We start from the raw sequence: 24,971 nt of genomic DNA, 5'->3' as shown, positions 1-24,971 counted from the left end.
CCACGTCCGGCCCTGGTCGCCGCGGCCCTCACGGAGGGTGGCCGCTCCGGCCGCTCCGCGCGCGCCGAGGTGATCCACCCCACGTGCCTGCCGCTGAGACCGGCCGGGGCAGGCCGATCCACGGCCCCAGCGAGGCCACCCACCGCAACGTGCCACATTTCACACCTGACACGGCGGGGAGATCCGCTCCTCGCAGCCGGCCCGGCGGGGCGACCGGCCCGGCCGGACCGGCAGTGCCGTTCTCCACCGGCGGTGAGCAGCCGTTGACGAATGCGGCGGAGGAAGATTCTGTGTGATGGGCACCACTGGCCGCCTGGCACCGGCCGCCGCGGGCCCACGACGCCGAGGGAGCAGCACAACCGATGACAGCGACCGCGCCGGAGAGCAGTGACGTCTACTACGACCCCTACGACTTCGAGATCGACTCCGACCCGTACCCCGTCTGGAAGGCCTTACGGGACACCGCGCCGCTGTACTACAACGCCAGGTACGACTTCTTCGCGGTGAGCCGCTTCGACGATGTCGAGAAGGCGTTCGGCGACTGGGACACCTACCGCTCCGGCCGCGGGTCGGTCCTGGAACTCATCCGCTCCGGATTCACCTTCCCGCCCGGCAACATCCTGTTCGAGGACCCGCCCGTCCACGACGTCCACCGCGGCATCCTGGCCCGGGTCTTCACCCCGCGGAAGATGCTGGCGCTCGAGACGGACGTTCGTGCCTTCTGCGCCCGTTCCCTGGACCCCCTCGTCGGCTCCGGCGGCTTCGACTTCATCGCCGACCTGGGCGCCCAGATGCCGATGCGGACGATCGGCATGCTGCTCGGCATCCCCGAGGAGGACCAGGAGGGCATCCGCGACATCATCGACGCGGGCCTCACCCTCGAGGAGGACGCGCCGAAGCCGCTGGACCAGGACGTGCTGGAGCGCACCGGGGCGATGTTCGCCGACTACCTCGACTGGCGGGCCCGCAACCCGTCCGACGACCTGATGACGGAGCTGCTCACCGCCGAGTTCACCGATGAGACCGGCACCACCCGGCGGCTGACCCGCAGCGAGGTCCTCATCTACGTCAACATGCTGGCGGCGGCGGGCAACGAGACGACCACCCGGCTCATCGGGTGGACCGGCAAGGTCCTCGCCGAGCACCCCGACCAGCTGCGGCAGGTCGCGCAGGACCGCTCCCTCGTTCCCGACGTCATCGAGGAGGTGCTCCGCTTCGAGGCCCCCTCCCCCATCCAGGCCCGCCACGTCGCCCGGGACGTCGAGGTGCACGGCCAGACCGTGCCGGAGGGCAGCGTGATGGTGCTGCTGAACGGCTCCGCCAACCGCGACGAACGGCAGTTCCCCGACGGCGACAGCTTCGACATCCACCGGTCCTTCAGCCGGCACCTGAGCTTCGGCCGCGGCCTGCACTTCTGCCTGGGCGCCGCCCTCGCCCGCCTGGAGGCGCGGGTCGCCCTCGACGAGGTGCTGCGCCGGTGGCCGCACTGGGAGATCGACTACGACAACGCCGTGCAGGCCCGGACGTCCACCGTCCGCGGCTGGGCGAAGCTCCCGGTGCGCGCATCCGCCGACTGACGGCAGGCAGCAGCCGCCTCGGTCAGGTCGCCGGCCGGCCGGCCGGGGCGGGGCGGGGGAAGCACGGGAGGACCTCGCCGGCGAGGAGCTCCAGCGTCGCGGTACTGGCCCGGTCATGCGTGATGAAGACGAACGAGGTGAAGCCGGCGTCCACGAGCTCGGCGACCCGGTCGGCGACCCGCGCCGGGGTGCCGGCGAAGCCGCCCGCGTCCAGCCCGAAGCCCGGCTGCCCGTAGCGGCGCCGGGCCAGCGCGACGGCCTCGTCCACCCGCCCCGCCTCGGCGATCGCGAGAACCCCCTCCACCGAGCGGCGCAGGGACGCCGGATCGCGGCCGATGCGCTCGCACTCGGCGTCCATCGCCCGGTTCAGCTCGTCGAGGCGGTCCAGGGCGTAGGTCGGGACGTTCCAGACGTCGGCGTAACGTGCCACCAGCGGCAGGGTCCGCTTCGGCCCGGCACCGCCGATGTGCACCGGCGGCCGCGGCCGCTGCACCGGCTGCGGGACGTTCGGCAGGTCGTGGACGTCGTAGTACCGGCCGGAATAGGTCGTCACCGGCTGCCCGAACATCCGCGTGATGATGTCGAGTGCCTCCGCGAGCCGGTCGGCGCGCTCCCCCGGGCTTCCCCAGGGCAGGCCGGCCTCCCGATGTTCCTGTTCGTAGGAACCGCTGCCGATGCCGAACTCCAGTCGCCCGCCGGAGATGACGTCCAGCGTGGTGGCCATCTTCGCGAGCAGTGCCGGATGGCGGAAGGTGTTGCAGGTGACCAGATGCCCCAGCCGCAGGCGCGACGTGCGGGCGAGCAGAGCCGTCGCCAGCGTCCAGCCCTCGAACGAGGGCGCCGTCGGCGCGCCGGGCGGGTACAGATGATCGAAGAGCCAGAACGAGTCCAGCCCGAGGCGCTCGCATTCGAGGGCCCGGCCGACCATGGACTCGAACTCCAGCGCGACCTGCGGCAGATAGATCCCGAACTCGACACCGCCCGCGCCACGGTTGCCCGTCCCCGCTGATCCGCCCACGGAAGCAGTCATGGTCGCGAGCCTATTTTCCGGGCCGCCAGGAGGGTCGGAATCAGCCCGGAGCAGGTCAGAATCGGGACAGTGGCACATGTCCTCCACATCGGACACAGGTGGCAAAGTGGGTGCTATGTCAACGCCACCAGGCTGGTACGACGATCCATCAGGCGCACCCGGCTCGCGCTGGTGGGACGGCAACCAGTGGACGGACCACACACAGCCCGGCTCCCCGCCGCCCCCGCCCCCGCCGCAGCACCAGAACCAGAACCAGCCGCATCAGCAGCAGGCGGCCGTGACCGGAGCGGCCGTGCAGGGGTCAGGCCAGCACACCCCGCAGCAGTACGGCCAGCCACAGCACGGCCAGCCGCCGGGCGGCTGGGGCGGCCCGCAGGGTTACCAGCCCCCGCCGGTCCAGACCAGCCACACGCCGGACCGGATCCAGCGCCAGGTCCAGGAACGCGCGGGCGTGCACGCGCCGGTGCAGGGCGGCGGCTCGCTGTTCAGCGAGCCGGTTTTGGTGGTGAACCAGAAGACGAAGCTGATCGAGCTGACGAACGAGTACGCGGTCTTCAACCAGCAGGGCACCCAGATCGGCTCGGTCGTCCAGGTCGGCCAGAGCGCGCTGAAGAAGGTTGCCCGGTTCCTCTGGTCACTCGACCAGTTCTTCACCCATCGGCTGGAGGTGCGGGACGCCGCCGGGGTTCCGCAGCTGCTCTTGACCAGGCCGAGGAAGTTCCTCAAGTCCAAGGTGATCGTGGCGCTGCCGGACGGTCGGGAGGTCGGCCGCATCGTCCAGCAGAACGTCTTCGGCAAGATCAGTTTCAGTATCGAAGCGGACGGCAACCGCCTCGGCATGCTCAAGGCCGAGAACTGGCGGGCGTGGAACTTCTCGATCGTCGACCACACCGATGCCGAGATCGCCCGGGTGACCAAGACCTGGGAAGGTCTCGCCCGGACCCTGTTCACCACCGCGGACAACTACGTGGTTCAGCTGCACCGGCCACTGCCCCAGCCCATGCTCAGCCTCGTCGTCGCCTCGGCACTCACCATCGACACCGCGCTGAAGCAGGACTCCCGGGGCTTCGGATAGTGCGGTAGCCCACCACTCGGACGGGAGTTCCTCATTCCGGCGACGTTCCCATGACCCTGGAACTGACGGCCACCGACCTGGCGAACGACGCGTCCCGTTCGCCGGAGCGGTCGCCAGCGTGCGATGGGGCCGCACCCGCGGCGGGTACGACACAGCGCCGAGGCTCCTGAACAGAGGGTGGTAGTCGTCGTCGGCACGCCCGAGGTCCCGAGCCCGACACCGATGGCAATGCAGGCCCCGATCGAACATGTGTTTGTTATCGTCGGCTGGTGGGCGTAGCACCGTTCCAGGCCTCGCTGCTCGACACGCTGGCCGAACCGCAGGGCGGCAGGTACGCGGGCGTCGAACTCGGGCCGCTGCACACCGGCCTGCACCGCCGCATACTGGCCGGCGGCGCGTGGGTCGACGTGCGGCGCGGCTGGGTGGCCGGGGCGGACTCGCTGTTCGAACGACTGTGCACGCAGGTCCCCTGGCGCGCCGAACGGCGTCCGATGTACGACCGGACGGTGGATGTGCCCCGGCTGCTGTCCTTCTACGCGCGGGGCGAGCCGTTGCCCGACCCGGCGCTCGACGCCGCCAGGCAGGCGCTCGACGCGCACTACGCCGCCGAGCTGGGCGAGCCCTTCACCACCGTCGGCCTGGCGCTGTACCGGGGCGGCCGCGACAGTGTCGCCTGGCACGGCGATCGGATCGGCCGTGGCTCCACCCACGACACGATGGTCGCGATCGTCATCCTCGGCGCTCCCCGGGCGCTGCTCCTGCGGCCTCGCGCTGGCGGGCCCGCGGAGAGCGGACGCGGGAACCCGGTCACGATCCGCCACGAACTCGGTCACGGCGACCTGCTCGTCATGGGCGGCAGCTGCCAGCGCACCTGGGAGCATGCGGTGCCGAAGACCGCCCGCCCGGTCGGCCCCCGCCTCAGCGTCCAGTTCCGCCCCCACAACGTCCTCTGAGGGGACGGGCCGGATCGCCCCGTCGCGGATACCGATGGCGCGGGTGGCTCGCCGGCGGGGCCAAGCCGGCGGCCAGGGCCGGGAAGCCGCCGCCATGGAACCCATCCCGATGACCTTCGGATTGCCCGCCAGGATGTGACATCCGGCGATGCTGCTGGCCACACGGCACTGGGCTCAGCCGTCCTGCCGGAGGTGTTCTTCGTTCGGCCAGCCGCGGGTACGGGGTGCGGGCCAGGGCCTGTTCGCTGGCGGGCTTCGCGCCGCCGGCCGGGCCGAGCGCGGCCAGCACCGGCGCGTGCGAGGCGCACTCGGACACGGTGATCGCGCGGACCTTCGGCAGCGCCCCCGGCTCGCCGTCACGGCCCGCGGGCAAGCCGAACGCGGCGAGGTTCTCCACCGAGGCCGGCACGTCCCACTCCAGCCCGTCGATACTCATCAGCCGCCACGGGTCCGAGGAACGCCCCGACCGTGTCGAGGTCCGCGACCGGCCCGGCGACCTGCGAGAACAGTTCCGCCAGCGGCGCTGAACCGAGCCGCTGGCGGGCTTTCGTCAGCCCGCCCGAGGTCGGTCCCCACCGCGGCCCGACGACGTCGAGATCGTCAAGCGTGGTAGCGAGCCGGTACGGGACCGCCTCGTAGTTGTCGTCCACGAACAACGCGAGTGCCATCACGAAGTAGACCGCGACCCGCGGCGGGATCGTCGTGTCGCTGCGCCGGGCACCTCTCCCGGTCGCCTCGATCGCCTCATCGACCGCATCCCGCGGAACGAACAACGTCAGGACCCCCAACGAGATCCCGTCCATCAGCTGGCTACCCGCCACCGTCCCCGTGTCCGCCACAGCCCGCGATCATGCCGCCAACCAGGCAGAACCACCTGAACCGACACACCACAGCCAGTCAAGACCCAAACAGTGAAAGCGGCATTGGCACTGCGCCCCGGACCAGTCTGGGCCAGTCCACCCCGAACACGACCAACGCTGTACCAGCAGGTTCTGCCATGCTACGTGGCGATGGCACACTGGCCTGGTGAGCAACGGGGACAACACGGACAGCGTCACCGCCGGTGAAGGGGGCTGGGACTTTTTCGTCTCCTACACCCAGCCTGACCAGCCATGGGCAGAGTGGATCGCCTGGAACCTGGAAGAAGCCGGCTACCAGGTACTCATCCAAGCCTGGGATTTCATCCCGGGCTCGAACTGGGTGACCGGTATGAACGAGGGCGTCGCTCGCTCCGCGCGCACTATCGCCGTGCTCTCCCACGCCTATGCCCGATCGGTCTACGGGGCAGCAGAGTGGCGCGCGGCCTGGGCATCTGATCCTACCGGCGAGACCCGCAAACTCCTCGCCGTCCGGGTTGAGGACTGCCTCCGGCCGGGGCTGCTTGGTCAGGTCGTCTCCCTGGACTTGTTTGGCCTCGCTCCGGATGACGCGCGATCAAAGCTGCTTCAGGCCGCCCGCTTGACGGTCTCTGGCACACGGGCAAAGCCCACCACCGCACCACCGTTCCCTTCAAGTACTGGGGCAGCACCTCCGCCCTTCCCTGCACCCATCTCACAGGGACCGCCAGCTACGACGCTACCTCGGCATCCAGGCCACTCCGACCCGGCTTCCGATTTCATGATGGCTGGGTTCAACCCGAACCATCAGGAGAGTTCGTCACCGCTTGGTTTCGAACGAGCCAGCAACAGGCCGAATGAAATAATAGCGCTACACCTGTCAGGCCTGCGGTGCGACGCTTCGAACCAGGGTCGAACAAAAACCGATAAATCATCTCCTGGATCCCAAGTAGACCGACTGGTCGAGGATCTCTTCCGATACGATCGTCCGAAATGGGGGCGCACAGGGCACATAGCTGATTTCATCGTGGTGAGCGGCGACCTAACCGAAAACGCAATGCCTCAAGAATTCGACGATGCCGCCGAGTTTCTCGATGGATTCGCCACACGCCTCGGCCTGCCCAGGGACCGCATCATCATAGTTCCGGGCATCCGCGACGTGAACAAGATGCTCTGTGCTTCATATTTCTTCGAGTGCGCAGGGAACGGCACCGAGCCGCTGCCTCCATACGGCCGCAAGTGGATCCATTACCAAACGATGTTAAGAAAATTCTATGGACCACGGGCCAACACGACTTTCGAAGGCCCGACAGAATGGTGGTCGCTCTTCACTATTCCAGAACTCCGCGTGGTGGTCGCCGGACTGAACTCCACACTGCCCGAAAGTCACGATCATTCCGCGGGCAAGGTCGGGGAGGAACAGCTTCAATGGTTCAACGAACAGCTCCGCCAGTACGAGGACGCCGGCTGGCTTCGGCTGGGGTTGATTCATCACAACCCCAGCCGACCACCGAATGAAATTGTTTTATTTCCCGACAATGAACTGTTGATGAGGAAGTTCCTCCAGGACCGTGAGCCGCTCAACAACATTTTGGCGGCACGGCTGAACCTAATACTCCACGGCCAGGTCTCCGTTCGGGAGACGGAGCGGATGAGGTTGGGCGGACCAATACTGCCGATCGGAATCGCAGGATTCGCGATACCTGAAGCAGAGTCGGGCAAGCAGCTGCGCTATCAGCTGCTGAATATCGGCAGCGACGCCATCGAGAGGGATGCACGCAGATACCACGAGATCGACGGACGGTGGGTCGACAATCTTCTTATGTACGATTCGACAAGAATAGCGGATTCACGCATACCATGCCACATGGCACGCGTCGATGGAGCTTTTCCACTTGCCCCTAGGCGAACTTTCAAGCCTTTCCGCATTCCGGATCACAAAAATTGGAACGAAGACGTCACCGAAACCTCGCTGACGCATTCCGACACGCACTACTTCAGCACCGAGAATCATGCCAGATACCTACTCGAAACTGTGCTGGAGATCGCTCGACTCAGACATCCCGGTGGCGTGGTGGAACCGGTTGAACCGACCAACGGCATCCCGACCCACCTACGCATAAGGAGAATTGAGGGAAATATTGTCGAGCAACGAGTGGTCGGTTTCGTCGACGGAGATCTCGGCGATGATCTTTTGCGTCATTTCTCCGATTCGATACAGCGACCCTACGCCGCAGTAAATCCAAATGTATTCACGGACCTCGTCTATACTGGACGGATAGTATCAGAGAACGTCCGGCGGCGAGCCTTCGAACTTCACATAACTCCTTTCAGCCTGATGGAGTACCAAGGCGTCCTCGATCTACGGGAATACCTCGAACGGCAGACGCGTGCAGTCGAGATGGATCAACTCTACCCACCGCATCTCTACGTGCCACAACGGATGGTACGGATTGACACGACATTTCGCAATGAATACCCGGACGCGGCGGAAGAGGTACTTAAATGGCTGCACACAGATGAGCCTCGATTCATTCTCGTCCTTGGAGACTTTGGCCGGGGCAAGACATTTCTGACCCACGAGCTCGCGAGACGCCTGGCCGCTGACAGGCCGGATGGCGGACTGCCCCGACTAATTCCCCTGCTTGTTGAGCTTCGCACGTTGACCCGGTCCCACAATCTCGATGCGTTGGTTTCCCTTCATCTGGCACAGAGCCAGCAGAATCGGTTCGATCTGGATGCCTTCCGGTACATGCTAAGGAACGGGCGCCTGGTGCTCCTGTTCGACGGTTTCGACGAGCTCGCGCTTCGGGTCAGTTACGAACGGGCCCTGGAGCATCTCGACATGCTCATCAGTGCGGTGGAACGCCAGGGACAGGCCAAGTTGGTGCTGACCAGCCGCGCGCAGTACTTCCTGAACGACGACGATGTCCTCAAGAAGACCCTGGAGCGGGTCGACATAATACCTGGTCGCCGGATTGCCCGTCTGGAGGATTTTGATTCGGGCCAGATCTACGAGTTTCTCGTCCGTCAGTACGACACAATTCTCTCCGGAGAATTCATCAAGGAGGGACCGAGCCAGTCGTTCGAAAATCGCCATACCGAGGCTCGTTACAGGGCGACCGAGCAAATGGCACTAATCGGCGAGATCAGAGATCTTCCGCACCTGGCACGAAATCCACGGCTGCTGTCCTTCATCACCCGACTTGATGCAGACCGCCTTCGGCAGGTGCAGCGCCAGGAAGGCACGATCAGTGCTGCCTCTCTCTATCGCGAGCTGATTGATACCTGGCTGCGGTACGAGGAGCAGCGGGCAACGCCGCGCGGAGCGGCCCCAGGGCTCACGAAGGACCAGAGACTGTCCGCGGCGACCGCGTTGGCGATGAAGCTCTGGGGAAGCACCGATCAGACCGTAGGTCTTACCGACCTCACCGAAACAGCAGTTCAGGTCCTGGCGGCGATGACGGAGACGGCTGGGCTAACGGAAGCCGAGGTGGCCCAGATGCTGGGAACGGGAACACTCCTCACACGAGATACCGAGGGGCGGTTTTCCTTCATCCATTCCTCGATCATGGAATATCTCGCCGTCTCCGAGAGCGTGCGTCTGGTTCAGCAATCACTGCGCCATAAATCGAATCCGCTTGATCGCTTCGAAATGTCTTCGCTGATGGTGGACTTTTTTGTTGACATCGCAGGCACCGGGACCGCGCAGAGATGGGCGTTGCAGGTGACGAACGACCCGGAAGCCAGCCCAGCCGCCAAAGGAAACGCGGTCGCGATCGCCAACCGGCTTGGCATCCCCCTGGGTGCAGGTGCCAGCCTGGCAGGTGTCCGCCTGGCCGGTGGCGATCTTTCCCACCTTGACTTGAGCGGCGCGGACCTGCGCCGGACGGATCTCCGAGACACCCGGCTCGTTGGAACTGTTCTTGACGACGCAGACCTGGCCGGCTCCTGTCTGGTGGGCGTGGTCCTCCGCGAGTCGTCGCTCAGATCTGGCAATCTGACTCAGGCCGACCTGTCGGGCGCCCTAGTGGTCACGTGCACGCTGAGCGGAGCCGCACTGCCCGGCGCAGTGGTGAGGGAGGCCCGATTGGAGGGGGCCAATCTGTCGGATGCCGATCTCACCGGTGCCGACTTTACCGGGACTCGGCTCGTCGGCGGAACGCTGTCAGGCGCGCTGCTTTCTCGTAGCCAATGGCGGCATGCCTCACTGCTCGGTGTGGAGATAGGCGAGGAAGAAGGTCGATCCGCGGAACTGCGTAACGCAGCGGTCGTCGGGCGCGATGCGGTCAGCCTGACAGTTCCGGCAGGCCGGTCCAGGCTGAACTCCATCATGTTTTCTCCTGACGCCTCGCTGATCGCCTCGGGCGGAACAGACGGTACGGTGACATTCTGGGATGCGACAAGCGGCACTCAACGTGCCGTTCTTCTGGGTCACAAGGCCCCGGTGACAGCTGTCGCTTTCGCTCCGGACGGAGTTCGGCTGGCTACTGCAGGACTTGACGGCCTTGTCCGCGTGTGGGATGTGGCCACGGGGCAGGAGACGGCGGTCCTATCCGGCGGCGGAGCCCCGGCGACGTCCGTCGCCTTCTCGCCGGATAGCGCATGTCTCGCGACGGCGGGTTCCGGCGGCACGCGGCTGTGGGATCCAGTCACAGCTGAGGAGGTGGCGTTCATCGCCGGACACACCGCCGTGATTCGCGCGGTAACCTTCTCACCGGACGGCAGCCAGCTCGCCACCGCCGGAGATGACGGAACGGCGCGGCTGTGGGATAGGCTCTCCCACCGTCATATCAGCGTGCTCTCGGCGAACACCGGTCCTGTCACCGCCGTGGCCTTCTCACCGGACGGCAGCCAGCTCGCCACCGCCGGAGATGACGGAACGGCGCGGCTGTGGGATCTCGGATCCCGACAAGTAAGAGCAACGTGGTCCAGCCATTCCGGCCCAGTTTCTGCGCTCAGCTTCTCGCCTTCCGGCAACCACCTCGCTGCCGCTGGCCACAACGGGGCCCTGCTGGTCTGGGACTGCGCGACAGGTCAGCAGAAGATCTCATGCGCCAGCCACGATGCGGCCGTTACAACAACTGTATTCAGGCCTGACGGCAGACAGTTCGTCACCTCCGGGCGTGACGGCGTGGCACGACTCTGGGACGTCACCACCGGACGACACCTTGCCGACTTTACTCACCGGAAGACAGCATTTCAGGTGGCCACTTTCTCTCCAGACGGAGATATGTTGGCACTGACATGCGGCGACATGACAGTGGAACTCTGGGACCCCGAGAGAGTTGTTCTCGTCAAAAGGCTAAGCGGCCACACCGACGCAATTTCTGCGGCACAGTTCGCTCCTAGCGGAGAGGTTCTTGCCACTGCAGGGAGGGATCGTGAGCTAAATATCTGGGACGCAGCGACAGGTCGCCTTCGCAGTCGCTCCAAAGGAGATTCCCCTTTCCTGTGCCTGACCTTTTCGCCTAATGGGCTGCAAACAGCTGTCGGGTCAAATGCGGGCACTGCACAACTTTACGATGTGGCTACCGGTCGATTCCAGGCCTCTCTTGCCGGTCACGACGGTCCCGTGCTTGGCGTGGCATACTCACCGGACGGCCGGCAACTCGCCACCGCCGGGCAGGACGGAAAGGCGCAGTTGTGGGATCTACGCTCGACAGATGAAGAAGGAAATCCCTTCAAGCGGATCTTCATTACTGGCCATAATGGTTCGGTCACCGCGTTGGCATACTCACCGGACGGTCGGCACCTCGCCACCGCCGGGCAGGACGGAACCGCTCAGATTTGGGATCTTCGCACTGGCAGTCACAGCCTACGATCATTCCTAGGGCATAGCGGCCCTGTCCTGAGCCTAGCCTACTCTCCCGATGGAACACTACTACTCACGGGTGGCTATGACGGCAGCGCGAGGCTGTGGGAGGTAGCCACTGGAGCACTGGTCGCGACCGTGATTGGCTTTTCTGAGGGATGGGCCACGATTATTTCCGGCGGGCAATATAAGATCGCCGGATCGGCAGGCGGCCGATTCTGGTGGTCTGTCAAGACGTCGAGGTTCGAACCGGGTGTACTTGACCCCTATCTCACAGAAATGTGTCGCATACCCAATGAAGATCCAATACCACTACCGGCCGGCTGGCGACCGGTGGCGTCTCGCGGTCGGGCACGCCTAGCCCGCAGACTCCGCGGCCGCGCCTGACGTTTCGGTGCCCCGAAGTCCCAATGCCACTTCCACTGATTGGGCCTTGACTGGCCGGGCGGCCCGGGGGAATTTCACCCCGGGCCACCCGACGGCTTGAACCCCTTCACCGAGGCCGTACTGTTCGGGACGAACTTTACGAACCGCTCGCCACCCAGAAGGACCACCAATCGATACACACAATGCGCCACAACAGCCGTGACCAGAACCAGACTGACACCCGGAGCGCGGTCCCCGTTCGCACCGCGACGCGCAGTACTTTTCGGACGCCTCGCGGCGAACGGCGACATGCCACGGCCTGAGCCCGCCGTCGATGCGCCCGGCCTGCGCTGGGACAGCTCCTCGCCGAATCCTTCTTCGGAGCAACAGTTCGGCCCGGTGGCCATCCGCCCCGGCTCAGCTGCCCTGGACGCCGTCGAGGATGCCGGGGCCAAGGCGGCGGAAACGGTCGACGACGTCGCGGTCCAGGTCGTAGCTGACCAGCTCGGTAGCCGCATCGAGCGACACCCAGCGCAGCTCGTCGACCTCGTCGTTCGGGACGAACACCCCGCCGGTCGCCCGCAGGGCCCAGTAGCGCACGACCTTGGTGCGTGCGACGCCGTGCCGCTCCACCTCGTAGGTCACATCGCCGAGCGGCTCGCCGACCTCGACGGCGAGCCCGGTCTCCTCCGCCACCTCGCGGACGGCGGCGTCCAGCCAGGTCTCGCCATCGTCGAGTTTGCCCTTCGGCAGGGACCAGTCGGCGTGCCGCGGCCGGTGGACCAGGACGATCTCGACCCCGCCGCCGGCGGGACGCCACACCACGCCGCCGGCCGCGCGCTCCTGCACCTCGCTGCCGTCGGGCTCACTGGCCACTGTCACCGCCGCGCCTCCGGTCCGGGTCACCGCCGCCGTCCGGCCGCGTCCGATCGTGCCTGCCGCCTGATCCTGCCACGGGCCGGGGTGCACCGGCCGTGAGGGGAAGGAGTGGGCCTCAGCCCGCCCAGACGGTCTTGAGGTTGCAGAACTCGCGGATGCCGACGGCACTCAGCTCCCGCCCGTAGCCGGAGCGGCGGATGCCGCCGAAGGGAAGCTCCGGGTGCGAGGTGACCATCCCGTTCAGGAACACCGCTCCGGCCTCGAGCTCGTTGATGAACCGCTCCTGCTCGGTCGGGTCGGCCGTCCAGGCGTTGGAACCGAGACCGAACGACGTGACGTTGGCAAGATCGATCGCCGCGTCGAGGTCGGGCACCCGGTACAGGGTGGCCAGCGGGCCGAACGCCTCCTCCAGGTGCAGACGCATCTGGGTGGTGATGTCGCCGACGACGGTGGGTGGGAAGAACCAGCCCGGGCCGTCCGGCGTGGCACCGCCGCACAGGATGCTGGCGCCCTGCTTCACGGCGTCGGCGAGGAGCTCCTCGATGTCCTGGCGACCGCCCTCGGTGGCGAGCGGCCCGACGTCGGTGCCCGCGTCCATCGGGTCCCCGACGCGCAGGGCGGCCATGCCGGCGACGAACAGCTCGGCGAACCGGTCGTACACCGCGTCGTGGACGATGAACCGCTTGGCGGCGATGCAGGACTGGCCGTTGTTCTGGCAGCGGGCGGTGACCGCCACCTCGGCGGCGCGCTCCACGTCGGCCGACGGCATGACGACGTAGGCGTCGCTGCCGCCCAGCTCCAGCACCGTCTTCTTGATCTCCTGCCCGCAGACGGAGGCGACCGCCTGGCCGGCGGGCTCGCTGCCGGTGACCGTCGCGGCAGCCACCCGCGGGTCGCGCAGCACCCCCTCCACCTGGCCGGCCCCGATGAGCAGGGTCTGGAAGCACCCGGCCGGGAACCCGGCGCGCAGGAACAGGTCCTCCAGGTACAGCGCGCACTGCGGGACGTTCGACGCGTGCTTGAGCAGGCCGACGTTGCCCGCCATCAGCGCCGGGGCGGCGAAGCGGACGACCTGCCAGAGCGGGAAGTTCCACGGCATGACCGCGAGGACGACACCCAGCGGCAGGTAGCGGCCGAAGGCACGGCTCGCGCCGACGGTGCCCGGGTCGGCCAGCGGTTCGTCGGCGAGGAAGCCCGGGGCGTGCTCGGCGTAGAAGCGCATCCCCTTCGCGCACTTCGCCGCCTCCGCCTCCGCCGAGCGCAGCGTCTTGCCCATCTCCGTGGTCATGATCACGGCGATCTCGTGCCGCTCGGCGTCGAGCAGGTCGGCCGCGCGGCGCAGCCACCCGGCCCGCTGGGCGAACGTCGTCCGGCGGTAGGTGGCGAAGGTGGCGCTGGCGCGGGCCAGTCGCTCCTCGATCTGGGTGTCGCCGAGCGCGTCGAACGCCGCGACAACCGCACCTGTTGCCGGATTGACCGACCGGATCGCCATGTCACTCCTTCTGGGGGTCTGACCGCCTGGCCGCCGGGCCATTCACCGGACGCACCGAAACGCGGCCGGCGGCCTACTGGTGAACGGGCGGCAACCCGGGAACGTGGGCCGAAAACAACGTTGCAGAACAACAACGCCACAGAACGGCACCGCGCACCGTCCTGGCACAGGTCGAACACTAGCAGAGTGGGCGTTTACCTGGCTCGTTTCAGGACCAGGGTGAGGTCATTGCGACCCGGACCTGACGGGGTATCCCGTGCGGCTCGAAATATCCCCCGACGGGGCTGCCGGGGCGGCACCGGGGGGATCGCGGCCCGGGTCCGGTTCCCAGAGCCGGGACGGGATCACCCGGGTCACGGCACGGCCCACGGCGAGGCGGCAGCCGTGCGCGCGGAGGCGTTCGACGGCCCCGGGATCGCCGACGGTGCCGTCGGCGGCGACGTGCACGACGACCTCCGCGATGACGGCGATGCCCAGGTCGTCGAGCACGGGCAGCACGCCGCGGGCGAGTTTCCCGACGACGTCGTTCTGGTGCGGAGACCGGTGCGTCCCGGTGTGGAGCAGGTCGGTGTGGAGCAGGGCGGGGTGCAGCGACACCGCCGCCACCGGGACCCGCCGGAGGATGTCGGCAGCGGTGTCCAGTGTCGTGTCGGGGGCGCCGACCTCGGCGAGCCCGATCCGCACCCCGCTGGCATGGATGCGGGTGAGGACCTCACCCACGATCGCCGGGTCGGCGCCCGGCCGACTGGCGCGGATCTGGAGCACGAGGCCACTGGGTGGGATGTCCGCCGCGCGCAGCGCCGCGGTGACATCGTCCACCAGACCCGGCTGCCCCGCGCGTCCCGCCGACACCGTGATGTGGACCGGCAGCCGGCCTCCGGCCCCGGTCGACGCACCGGCCGCCGTCGGGACGGCCGCAGCCCTCGGGACGGCTGCCGCGGTCGGGCTGTCCGGGCTCCGAAGCAGGATCCGGTCGAGAGCGGGCACGACGCCGAGGGTGTCGTCCGCGAGCAGCGTCTGCCCGGCCACGGCGCCGTCGGGGATCCAGCCGTCGGGGATCCAACAGAGCCGGGCGTCGTGCGCGACGGTGTCGGACGTCACCAGATCGATGACGGGCCGCCGGGCGACGGCGAGCCGGCCCTGGACGGAGCCTCCGCCCGTGTCGGCACCGACACCTGCGCCGACGTCCGTGACGCCGATGCTGCCGGCAGCGGCGCTGCCTGGCGCGCTGCCGCTGCCGCTGCCTGGCGAACTGCGGCCGGCTCCCGCACTGCCTGCGCCTGCCGCATTGCCGGCGCCTGCCGCGGCGGCGAAGGCGGCCCGGAGGCCCGGGCCGGTCGGCAGCGCGGCCAGGTGCGGGCCGAAGGAGGCCAGCGCTCCTCTGCCGCCCCGCGCCTTCGCGGCGTACATGGCCAGGTCGGCGCGGTGCAGCAGGGTCTCGGAGTCGACCGGTCCGCTGCCCGGTTCGACGACGACCATCCCGATGCTGGCGGCGATGCTGTAGGTGGAGCCGCCCAGGCGGATCGGTGCCTGTAACGCCGCGGTGATGCGACGCCCGACCGCCTCGGCCTCGGGCGGCGCCGGCGCGGACGTCAGCAGGATCGCGAACTCGTCGCCGCCGAGGCGCGCGACCGTGTCCGCCGGGCGCACGCACCCGGCCAGCCGGTGGGCCGCGACCCGGAGCAGATCATCGCCGGCGGCGTGCCCGAAGGCGTCGTTGACGTGTTTGAAGTCGTCCAGGTCGCAGAACAGGACAGCGAGCTGGCAGCCGCCGGGCCGCGGGCGGCCAGCGCGCGGTCGAGGCGGCGGAGGAACAGCGACCGGTTCGCCAGCCCGGTGAGCGGGTCATGGAAGGCCTGGTAGCGCAGCTCCCGCTGTTTCTCCTCGATCCGGCCGATCAACCGGACGTTCTCCGAGACCGTGGTCATCTGCCGGACCACCGCCACCAGGACGATCCCGACCAGCAACCAGAGCTCCTCCTGGTGTCCCAGGTTCTCCCCGGAGATCTCGACCAGGGTCACGATCACGGCGACGGCCAGTGGCAGGTACGGCAGCATCGCGTGCCAGACGCGGCGCCGCGGTGACAGGAACGGGCCCGGTTGCGCGCCAGACCACGCGGCCTCGTCCTCGCCCGCCGGGGGGACCGCCGTCGGCGCCCGGGCGGCGCCGGCTGCCCGCGAACCGTCGGGTGCCAGCGCTGCGAGCCCGATCAGCAGCGGCGCGGCGACCAGGAACGTGTCGGCGATCGGTGGGACGTCGGTCAGCCCGCGCACGACCGCGGACGCGTACCAGGTGAAGGTGACCGTCATGGCGAGCAGGCCGGCCACCAGCAGGCCCAGGCCCTTCTCGGCGCGCCCCTGCCGGAACGCCGCAACGAGGATGACCACGACCGTCAGCACCAGGTTGGCGGCGACGATGACGATCGTGAAGATCGGGCCCTCGGTGAGGGGGCCGGCGCCGACGGCCTCCTCGAGGACGAAGATCCATGCCAGCAGGGTGACGGCCCCGGTGACGACCAGGCCGTCCAGGACCAGCACCATCGGCCACCGTGGCAGGCGGCCCAGGCCGGTGCCGTTCTCCCGGGGCATCACCGGGTGTGTCGGGTACAGCAGGACGCCGGCGAGCCCGAAGGCCTGCGGCACCAGATAGATCAGGTAGGCGGGTGTCGCCCGGGGAACAGCCGGTCCGCCGCCGACGAAACCGGTGAGGACCTGGATCATCCCCCCGCCGACGCCCACCAGGAGCATGCCGACGAGTAATCGCCAGGCGCGCTCGACACCCCGCCGGCGCAGGCCCGTCACCAGGCAGGCCCCCCCGCCGAGGAACAGGGCGGCCAGCATGATCCCCCGAACGGCGATCAACACGGCCCGCCGGGGAAGGACGAGCCCGGCGATCACCGTGGCGACCACGAGCACCGTGGCCACCACGACCAGCTCGGTCGCCGCCGCCCCGGTGAGGCGGCGCCGGGCGGCCTCGGGTGTCGGCCGGGCAGCGCACATCACGGTGTCACCGTGCCCGCCCCTGGCCCTCGACAATCAGTTCGATACCGAGGGTGAGGGCTGTGCGGCGCGCTGGACGGCGAGTGCGGTCAGGCGAGTGCGGTTACCCGAGGGTGTGCAGGCTGACGTCCCAGAGGCGTTCGGCGGCGGCCGGGTCCAGCGCGTGGAGCGCGACTCCGCTGACGCTGCCGGGAGTGTGCAGGGGGGCCTCGGCGCAGTCCTCGAAGTACCGCCCGCCGACGCCGTCGAGCAGTGGCGAGGCAGCGAGCAGTACCGAGGTGGCCGCGCCCTGCTCCACCGTCTTCCAGGCCCGCGCCGGGACGCCGCTGCGGGCCCGTACCCGCTCGGCCTCGCCGGAGTCGATGTGCCGCTGCAGGTTCGTCATGATGGCGCCGGGCATCAGTGCGTTGGCGGTGATGCCGTCCGCCGCCCAGCGGCGGGTGGCCTCGACCGCGAACAGGACGTTGGCGGTCTTGGACTGGCCGTAGGCCGCCCACGGGTGGTACGGGCGGCGCTCGAAGTGGATGTCGTCGAACTCCACCGCGGACCGCAGGTGCGCCGCCGAACTCACCGCCACCACCCGGGCCCCACCCGCCGCGGCCAGCGCGGGCCGCAGCCCGCCGGCCAGGGCGAAGTGGCCGAGGTGGTTGGTGCCGAACTGCAGCTCCCAGCCCTGCGGGGTGCGCAGCTCCGGCGTCGCCATGATCCCGGCGTTGTTGACCAGGGCGTGCAGCGGGCCCGACCAGCCGGCCGCGAACGCCGCGATCGAGGCGAGGTCCGCGAGGTCGAGCCGGGCGACGCGGAGGGCGGCGTTGCCGGTGGTGGCGGTGATGTCCGCGGCCACCCGCCGGCCGACCTCGACGTCACGCACCGCGAGGGTCACCTCGCTGCCCGCGCCGGCGAGGGCCCGGGCTGTCTCGACACCGATGCCGGACGACGCTCCGGTCACCACCGACCGGTGGCCGCTCAGGTCGACGTCCGCCAGCACCTCCGCCGCCGTCGACTCGGCCGTGAACCTCGTGGTGACCCGTTCCGTCGCACCCATCTCCGCACGCTCCCGTCCGTCGCCTCGCGCCGCCACCGGCCGCCACCGGCCACCAGCCACCACCGCCACCGGCCGCCCGCCGGCTGCCACCCGCCGCCGGCAGCTGTCCGCGCGACGCCAGCCGCGCGTGCCCCTCACAGTCATATCCGGTGGTGCGCCCGCGCCGCGATCCGTCACAGGCCGGCAACCTGCGCTCACGGAGTGGACTAAGGGGGCGGATGGCCCGGCCGCATCGGCCGTCCGACTGCCCGGAGCCGACAATGGCCCCTTTCTGCGGGCATTGCCGCCGCGGTTCAGTGAAAGCGTCGGGCACACACCTGTAACGACCCTGCCGGGAAGCGCGCGCGGTCCGGCGCGGCCCTGGACGGGTCATTCTGCGAAAGCGAGTCTCTGGTGAGCATCTACGACGCGATCGGCGGCGCGAAGGCCGTGGAGGCAGCGGTCGACGAGTTCTACGTTCGCGTGACCGCGGACCCGGATCTTGCGCCCTTCTTCGCCGGCCGTGACATTCCGAGCCTCAAGGCACACCAGCGGGATTTCATCGCCGCGGCGATCGGCGGACCGGAGATCTACCAGGGCCGGGACCTTCCCCGCGTCCACCGTCCGCTCAACATCTCCGACGCCCACTTCGACGCGGTCGTCGACCACCTGGTGGCGTCCCTGCGTGGTCTCGGCGTCCCGGCCGAGACCACCGGCCAGATCGGGGCCGTACTCGCCCCGCTGCGCAAGGACATCGTCTCCGTCTGACCTCTGACGGTCCGGGCGCAGCCGGGCTCGGCTGCGCCCGGTCCGGCCGGCGCCCTGTCAGTCGTCGGCCAGGACGAGTCTGCGGGCCTCGCGCCGCAGGACCTTGCCGTAGGCGCTCTTCGGCAGCGCCTCCAGATAGATGATCTTCTTCGGCTTCTTGAAGCTCGCGATGTGGGTGGTGCTGAAGCTGATCAGCTCGCCCTCGGGCGGGGGCGGGGTCGTGGCGGGCACCACCGCGGCGACGACGTTCTCGCCCCAGGTCTCGTCCGGCACCCCGAAGACCACGACCTCGGCCACGGCCGGATGCTGGACGAGCGCCTCCTCGACCTCGCGCGGGTAGATGTTGGCCCCGCCGGAGATGATCACGTCGCTGCTGCGGTCGAGCAGGAAGAGGACCCCGCGCTCGTCGATCCGGCCGATGTCGCCGGTGTGCAGCCAGCCTCCGCGCAGTGCGCGCGCCGTCGCGTCCGGGTTGTTCCAGTATCCGCGCATCACGACGTCCCCTCGGACGCAGACCTCGCCCTCCTCGCCCGCCGGCACCGGGCGGTCGTCGGCGTCGAGGATGCCGACCTCGATCCCCGGGTGCGCGACACCGGCGGAGTCGAGCGGAGCGTCCGGCGCGGTCGCGTGGTTGAGGTAGGTGACGGTCATCGGCGACTCGCCCTGGCCGTAGATCTGGACGAACACCGGCCCGAACCGCTCGATCATCGCCCGGGAGTGCTCGACGTGGATCGGCGCACCCCCGTAGACGGCGCAGCGCAGGGAGCTGGTGTCCGGCTTCCCCTCCACCGCGAGCAGGCGGACGATCATCGTCGGGACGAGGAACGCCAGGACGGTGACCCGCTCCCGCGCGATCAGGTCGAGGACCGCGGCGGGGTCGAACCCGCCTCCGTCGTAGATGAGGTTGTCGGTGCCGCGGGCGATCGAACCCAGCGCGTACAGCCCGCTGCCGTGCGACAGCGGGGCGATGTGCAGGGCGACGTCGTCCGGCGTGTAGGCGCAGACGTCGGCGAGCAGCGTCCAGGTCATGACCGTGAGGTTGCGGTGGGTCAGCTGGGCGCCCTTGGGCCGCCCGGTCGTCCCGGACGTGTAGAACAGCCAGGCGAGATCGTCGGCAGCCACCTCCGCCGGCGCGAAACCGGGGTCACCCTCGGTGAGCAGCCGGCCGAACTCGTCCCCGCCGGGAGCAGTGACGTCCACCTGCACGGTGTGCAGGTCGGCCAGGCCGAGCCCGGCGATCATCGGGGCGGCCGGGGTGCCGTGGACGAGCGCGCGGGCACCGCTGTCGCCCAGGATCACCGCGACCTCCGGGCCTGCGAGCTTGGCGTTCATCGGCACGGCCACCAGGCCGGCGTACCAGGCGCCGAAGAGGGCGGTCAGGTACTGCCCGCAGTTCGGCAGGAACAGCGCCACCCGGTCGCCGGGCTCCAGACCGCGCCGCAGCAGCGCCGAGCCGAACCGGGCCGCCTGCTCCCGCAGCTCCCGGTAGGACGTCCGGTGCCCGGCGTGGCGGACGGCGGTGCGGTCCGGGTACCGCTGCGCCGAGGTCGTCAGCACGTGCACGATGTTGGCCATGGTCAACCTCCGTCTGCTCGGGCGGCGCGGGTGGCCGGACGTTCCTCTGCCGTGCCGGGACGGCCGTCGAGGACCTCGCGGGTGTGGGCGCCGAGCCGCGGGGCGGGGCCGGCGACCCGGCCGGGGGTGCGCGAGAACCAGGCGGGGGTGCCGGGGAACCGCACCGGGCCGTCGTCGGTGTCGACCGTCTCGAAGAAGCCGACGCTGTTCAGGTGCGGGTTGTCGAACAGGTCGTCGAGGGAGCGCACCGGCGCGGCGGGGACGTCGAGCGACTGCAGCAGGTCGAGCCAGTACTGCGTGGTGTGCTCCCGGAAGGTCTCCCCGAGCAGCGCGTAGACGGTGTCGATCTGGCGCGCGCGCTGTTCCAGGGTGGCGAGGTGCTCCCCCGCCCAGGGTGGCTTCACCGCGTTGACGAAGGCGGACCACTGCTTGTCGTTGTAGACGAGCACGGAGATGTAGCCGTCGCTGGTGCGGTGCGGACGCCGGTTCGGCGCGACGGCCCGCGGGTAGACGGCGGGCCCGAGGGCGGGGCTGAACATGGCCCCGTTGGCGTGTTCGACGAGCATGAACGCGGCCATGGTCTCGAACATCGCGACCTCGACCTCCTGCCCCTCGCCGGTGCGCTCCCGGTGGAACAGCGCCATCATCGTGGCGTACAGCGCGGTCAGGCCGGCGACCTTGTCGGCCATGATGGTGCCGACGTAGCTGGCCTCACCGGTGAGCTGCTCCTGGGCGTAGGGAATCCCGCACTCGGCCTGGATGGTGTCGTCGTAGGCGGTGAGGTCCGCATCCGGCCCCCGGCGGCTGTAGCCGTAGCAGTTGGTGTAGACGACGGACGGGTTGAGCGCGGCGACCGCCTCGTAGCCGAACCCGAGCCGGTCGATCGCCTTCGCCCGCATCGAGTGGATGAAGACGTCCGCGTCGACGACGAGCTCGCGTAGCGCCGCCGCGCCCGCCGGGCTGCGCAGGTCCAGCACGACGCTGCGCTTGCCCCGGTTGACGTTGACGAAGACGCCGGCCATGCCCGGCCGCGGGCCGACCGAGATGTAACGGGTGTTGTCTCCGGCCGGCGGCTCGATCTTGATCACGTCCGCGCCCATGTCGGCCATGATCTGGGTACAGTACGGTCCCATCACCATCGCGGTGAGATCGATGACGCGGACGCCGGAAAGCGGGCCGGAATGCGTCATTCCTTGGTACCAGATGCGGCGGTGCCGGTCACAGCCTTCACGTATCGACCACCCCTACCATCCATGAGGCCCGGGCCGCCGCTGCCGCGGAGGCCGGGTACTGGCTGCTGGTGGATCGCCGGCGCCCAGGGGGTGCGGCGGCACACCGCGCGTCCGGAACTCCCCCACCGGCCGGGCCGCGGCGCGGTCCGGCTGCGCGAGGAGCCGGCAGCCCGGTGTCCGGAGGCCGGTGCCTGGAGGGTGGCGCACGGCGGGCGGTGCATGGCCTCGATCCCAGCATTGCCCGTCTCCGGTGCTGCGACGTCCGGAGCGGTGCCCATCGACAGTAGAGGATGAATCCTTGCAAGGATAGTGCTATCAAGATGTCGTGAGCAGCTCCGGCGACGCGCCACAGCCCCCTGACCAGTCCACCGATCGGACCGCGCCCCGGTCCGGTGGGCCGGCCCCCGAACCGGGAGCCGGACCCGGCGCCGGCGGGGCGCGGCCGCCCGGGGTACCTCCGCTGCGGCCGATCGCCCGGGTTCTGGACGACGCCCTGGCCACCCGTCCCGAGGCGACCGCCATCGAGGCCGCCAGCGGGTCGTGGACGTACGCCGACCTCGACGAGCAGGCCTCCCGCGCGGCCGGCGCGCTGTGGTCGCTGGGCGTGCGCCCCGGCGACCGGGTCGCCGCCTGCCTGCCCAACGACCTCGACATCGTCGCCGCCTTCCACGGCGCGCAGCGGATCGGCGCCGTCTGGGCCGGCATCGGTGAGGCGCTGACCGCCGCCGAGCAGCAGGACCTGCACGAGGTCTGCGGCCCCGCCGTCGTGCTCGCCGGGCCGCGCTGCCTGCTGGAGACCCCCGGCCGGGTCGACCCCGACCGCTGGGCGGACCTGCTCGCCCGTGGGAGGACGACTCCGCCCGCCGGCCTCGCCCTCGACCTCGACGCGCCCGCGGGCATCGGGTTCACCAGCGGGACGTCGGGACGTCCCAAGGCGGTCGTGCACAGCCAGCGCAACCTGCTGCTGCCCGGCGCGGTCCTCGTCGCGACCCGCGGCTGGGGGCCCCAGCTGCGCAAGGGCGACAGCTTCCCGATGACGATCCTCAACATGCTGGTCCTGTCGACACTGCTCACGGCCCAGGCCGGCGGCTGCGCGGTGGTGATGAACCGCCGTGACGTCAGCGGCGTCGTCGACTGGATCTCCTCCCGGAAGGTCACAGTGTGGAACGGGGCGCCGGCCCAGCTCCACGACCTCGCCGCCCGCCAGGAGGCCGACCTGAGCTCCCTGCGGGAGGTCTGGAGCGGCGGCAGCGACACCCCGGAGGCGCTGCGCACCGCGTTCGCCGCCGCGCACGGCCTGGTGCCGCGGGTCACCTACGGCCTGAGCGAGGCGCCGACGGTGGTCGCGATCGACCCGCCGGACGGCGCGTGGCGCGCGGGCAGCAGCGGCCAGGTGCTGCCGCACTACGACGTCGCCGCCTACGACGACGCCGGCACCCGGCTGCCGGCGGGTGAGCTCGGCGAGCTCCGGCTCGCCGGGGCGACCAGCGGGCCGTGGGCGGGCCTGTGGCGTCCGCTGCTCGGCTACTGGGAGCAGGGCCAGGTCCGCCCACCAGAGCCCGGCCCCTTCGCCACCGGCGACGTGGGCACCGTGGACGGCGACGGCTGGCTCTCCGTCCTGGACCGCAAGAAGCTCGTCATCATCCGCGGCGGCGCCAACGTCTACCCGCTGGAGGTCGAGCGGGTCATCGCCACCCATCCGGACGTCGTGCGGGTCGCGGTGTGCCCGGTGCCCGACGACCGGCTCGGCCAGCGCGTCGCCGCCGTCGTCGAGAGCGCCGGCCCGCCGCTGGACATGGCCGCGCTCGCGGAACTGTGCCGCCGCGAGCTCTCCCCGTACAAGGTGCCCGAGTTCTGGGCGCAGGTCGACGCACTGCCGGTGAACGCGATGGGCAAGGTCCAGCGCGCCGGCCTGTCCGATCTCGTCGACACCCGCCGTTGAGCCGGTGACCGAGGACGAGGCCTGGGAGTTCGTGGCCGGGGCGCACACCGGGATCCTCACGACGCTGCGCGCGGACGGCGCGCCGGTCACGCTGCCGATGTGGTTCGTCGTCCTCGGCCGCGCCGTGTACCTGTCGACGCCGCCGCGGGCGGCCAAGCTGGCGCGGGTGCGCCGCGACCCACGCGCGGCGTTCCTCGTGGAGGCCGGCCGGGCGTGGGTGGACCTGCGCGCGGTGCACGTCAGCGGCCGGCTGCAGGTGGTGGACGACGATGCTGCGCGCCGGCGGGTCCGCGACCTGCTCGACACGAAGTACGCCGGGTTCCGGCTCCCGCCGGAACGGCTGCCGGCCGCCGTCCGCGCCGCCTACGCCGAGCGCGCCGTGCTCCGGCTGGACCCACAGGGACGGCTGCTGCGCTGGGACAACAGCCGCATCCGACTCGCCGGACCGCCAGCCGCCCCGGGACCCGGCTCCCACTCGCCGACCGAGCACTAATCCTTGCAAGGATAGCGAGGTCATCGTTAGGGTCGGAGCGGGTCGGGGCCGGTCAGGACCGGCCGGAGGACCCCGGAGGGGAGAACGCGTGACGCCGGCCACCGAAGCCGCAGCCCGGATGTTCGATCTCGACGGCCGGGTGGCGATCGTCACCGGCGCCTCCTCCGGCCTCGGTGTCGCGGTCGCGCGGGCGCTGGCCGGGTTCGGGGCGCGGGTCGCCGTCGTGGCCCGCCGGCTCGACCGGCTCACCGAGCTCGCCAAGGAGATCGACGGCGCGGCGGTCACCTGTGACCTGTCGGATCTCGACCAGGTGCGCACGGTCGTGCCGGCCGTGGCCGAGCAGCTGGGCCGGCCCGAGATCCTCGTGAACGGCGCCGGCTCCATGTTCACCTACGAGCGCGCCGAGGCCGAGCCGCTGGACGCCAGCCGGCGCACGGTCGACCTCAACCTGCTGGCCCCGTTCCTGCTCGCCCAGGACGTCCAGCCGCACATGCTGGCGGTCGGGCGGGGCACGATCATCAACATCTCGTCGATCAGCGGGCGGGTCGGCATCCCGGGGATTCCGCAGGCGTCCTACGCGGCCAGCAAGGCCGGGCTGTCCGGGCTGACCTCCGAACTGGCGGTGCAGTGGGCGCGGCACTCGATCCGGGTGAACACGGTGGCGCCCGGGTTCTTCCGCAGCGAGATCACCGGGCCGCTCTACGACAGCGAGCGCTCCACCGAGTACCTGCGCCGCAACACCCCGCTGCCGATGGAGGGCAGCGCCGAGGACATCACCGGCGCGGTGGTGTGGCTGGCCAGCGACGCCGGGCGTTACGTCACCGGGCAGACGATCGTGGTGGACGGCGGCTGGACCGCCCGGTAAGCCGACCGCCCGCTGGACCGACCGCCCGCGGAACCGGTTCCGCGGAACCG

General features: G+C 69.7%; 16 protein-coding genes. 8 read left to right on the top strand and 8 right to left on the bottom strand.

From position 1 onward, the window contains the following. The first annotated feature begins 362 nt into the window (after positions 1–362). A complete protein-coding gene (locus tag AB1460_RS03070) occupies positions 363–1,577 on the top strand; it encodes a cytochrome P450 (RefSeq protein ID WP_368959005.1) in 1,215 nt (404 codons plus the stop codon). 22 nt (positions 1,578–1,599) lie between these two features. Here the strand turns inward: AB1460_RS03070 and AB1460_RS03065 are convergent, their stop codons facing one another. Next, complete coding sequence (locus AB1460_RS03065) at positions 1,600–2,607, bottom strand: TIGR03560 family F420-dependent LLM class oxidoreductase (RefSeq protein WP_368959004.1); 1,008 nt, start codon at positions 2,605–2,607, stop codon at positions 1,600–1,602. A 115-nt stretch (positions 2,608–2,722) separates the two neighbouring features. Here AB1460_RS03065 and AB1460_RS03060 point away from each other — a divergent pair, with 115 nt between their 5' ends. Further along, the gene (locus AB1460_RS03060; RefSeq protein WP_368959003.1) at positions 2,723–3,682 is read left to right on the top strand and encodes a phospholipid scramblase-related protein; all 960 of its coding nucleotides are present in this window, start codon (positions 2,723–2,725) and stop codon (positions 3,680–3,682) included. A 269-nt stretch (positions 3,683–3,951) separates the two neighbouring features. Then, positions 3,952–4,635: an alpha-ketoglutarate-dependent dioxygenase AlkB gene (locus AB1460_RS03055; RefSeq protein WP_368959002.1), complete on the top strand. Its 684-nt coding sequence runs from the start codon at positions 3,952–3,954 to the stop codon at positions 4,633–4,635. Between the two features lie 356 nt (positions 4,636–4,991). Here the strand turns inward: AB1460_RS03055 and AB1460_RS03050 are convergent, their stop codons facing one another. Beyond that, positions 4,992–5,474, bottom strand: coding sequence for a transposase domain-containing protein (locus AB1460_RS03050; RefSeq protein ID WP_368959001.1), 483 nt, complete (start codon positions 5,472–5,474; stop codon positions 4,992–4,994). A 187-nt stretch (positions 5,475–5,661) separates the two neighbouring features. Here AB1460_RS03050 and AB1460_RS03045 point away from each other — a divergent pair, with 187 nt between their 5' ends. Next, positions 5,662–11,673, top strand: a complete 6,012-nt coding sequence (locus AB1460_RS03045) for a TIR domain-containing protein (RefSeq protein WP_368959000.1) — start codon at positions 5,662–5,664, stop codon at positions 11,671–11,673. A 396-nt stretch (positions 11,674–12,069) separates the two neighbouring features. On the opposite strand, the gene AB1460_RS03040 is transcribed toward AB1460_RS03045, so the two are convergent. From AB1460_RS03040 to AB1460_RS03025, 4 genes are all read right to left on the bottom strand, one after another. Continuing rightward, complete coding sequence (locus AB1460_RS03040) at positions 12,070–12,534, bottom strand: NUDIX hydrolase (protein WP_368958999.1); 465 nt, start codon at positions 12,532–12,534, stop codon at positions 12,070–12,072. A 112-nt stretch (positions 12,535–12,646) separates the two neighbouring features. Beyond that, the gene (locus AB1460_RS03035; RefSeq protein WP_368958998.1) at positions 12,647–14,023 is read right to left on the bottom strand and encodes an NADP-dependent succinic semialdehyde dehydrogenase; all 1,377 of its coding nucleotides are present in this window, start codon (positions 14,021–14,023) and stop codon (positions 12,647–12,649) included. A gap of 225 nt (positions 14,024–14,248) precedes the next feature. Then, positions 14,249–15,763: a diguanylate cyclase domain-containing protein gene (locus AB1460_RS03030; protein WP_368959046.1), complete on the bottom strand. Its 1,515-nt coding sequence runs from the start codon at positions 15,761–15,763 to the stop codon at positions 14,249–14,251. 1,362 nt (positions 15,764–17,125) lie between these two features. Further along, the gene (locus AB1460_RS03025; RefSeq protein ID WP_368959045.1) at positions 17,126–18,067 is read right to left on the bottom strand and encodes an SDR family NAD(P)-dependent oxidoreductase; all 942 of its coding nucleotides are present in this window, start codon (positions 18,065–18,067) and stop codon (positions 17,126–17,128) included. Between the two features lie 393 nt (positions 18,068–18,460). Between AB1460_RS03025 and AB1460_RS03020 the strand changes: the two genes are divergently transcribed. Continuing rightward, complete coding sequence (locus AB1460_RS03020; RefSeq protein WP_368958997.1) at positions 18,461–18,814, top strand: group I truncated hemoglobin; 354 nt, start codon at positions 18,461–18,463, stop codon at positions 18,812–18,814. A gap of 57 nt (positions 18,815–18,871) precedes the next feature. On the opposite strand, the gene AB1460_RS03015 is transcribed toward AB1460_RS03020, so the two are convergent. Together AB1460_RS03015 and AB1460_RS03010 are read right to left on the bottom strand one after the other, a co-directional pair. Further along, on the bottom strand, positions 18,872–20,389 hold the full coding sequence (locus AB1460_RS03015; protein ID WP_368958996.1) for an AMP-binding protein: 1,518 nt from the start codon (positions 20,387–20,389) through the stop codon (positions 18,872–18,874). A 2-nt stretch (positions 20,390–20,391) separates the two neighbouring features. Then, on the bottom strand, positions 20,392–21,579 hold the full coding sequence (locus AB1460_RS03010; RefSeq protein WP_368958995.1) for a CaiB/BaiF CoA transferase family protein: 1,188 nt from the start codon (positions 21,577–21,579) through the stop codon (positions 20,392–20,394). Between the two features lie 367 nt (positions 21,580–21,946). Here AB1460_RS03010 and AB1460_RS03005 point away from each other — a divergent pair, with 367 nt between their 5' ends. The 3 genes from AB1460_RS03005 to AB1460_RS02995 all read left to right on the top strand — a co-directional run bounded on the left by AB1460_RS03005 (position 21,947) and on the right by AB1460_RS02995 (position 24,921). Next, positions 21,947–23,563: a class I adenylate-forming enzyme family protein gene (locus AB1460_RS03005; protein WP_420497177.1), complete on the top strand. Its 1,617-nt coding sequence runs from the start codon at positions 21,947–21,949 to the stop codon at positions 23,561–23,563. A 4-nt stretch (positions 23,564–23,567) separates the two neighbouring features. Beyond that, complete coding sequence (locus AB1460_RS03000) at positions 23,568–24,056, top strand: pyridoxamine 5'-phosphate oxidase family protein (RefSeq protein ID WP_368958994.1); 489 nt, start codon at positions 23,568–23,570, stop codon at positions 24,054–24,056. A gap of 118 nt (positions 24,057–24,174) precedes the next feature. Then, a complete protein-coding gene (locus AB1460_RS02995) occupies positions 24,175–24,921 on the top strand; it encodes an SDR family NAD(P)-dependent oxidoreductase (RefSeq protein WP_368959043.1) in 747 nt (248 codons plus the stop codon). Positions 24,922–24,971 lie beyond the last annotated feature (50 nt).

It is taken from the genome of Parafrankia sp. FMc2 (assembly GCF_041008525.1).
Lineage (GTDB): Bacteria > Actinomycetota > Actinomycetes > Frankiales > Frankiaceae > Parafrankia.
The sequence above is the reverse complement of the archived record's forward strand: the minus strand, read 5'-3'. Positions and strand labels throughout refer to the sequence as shown.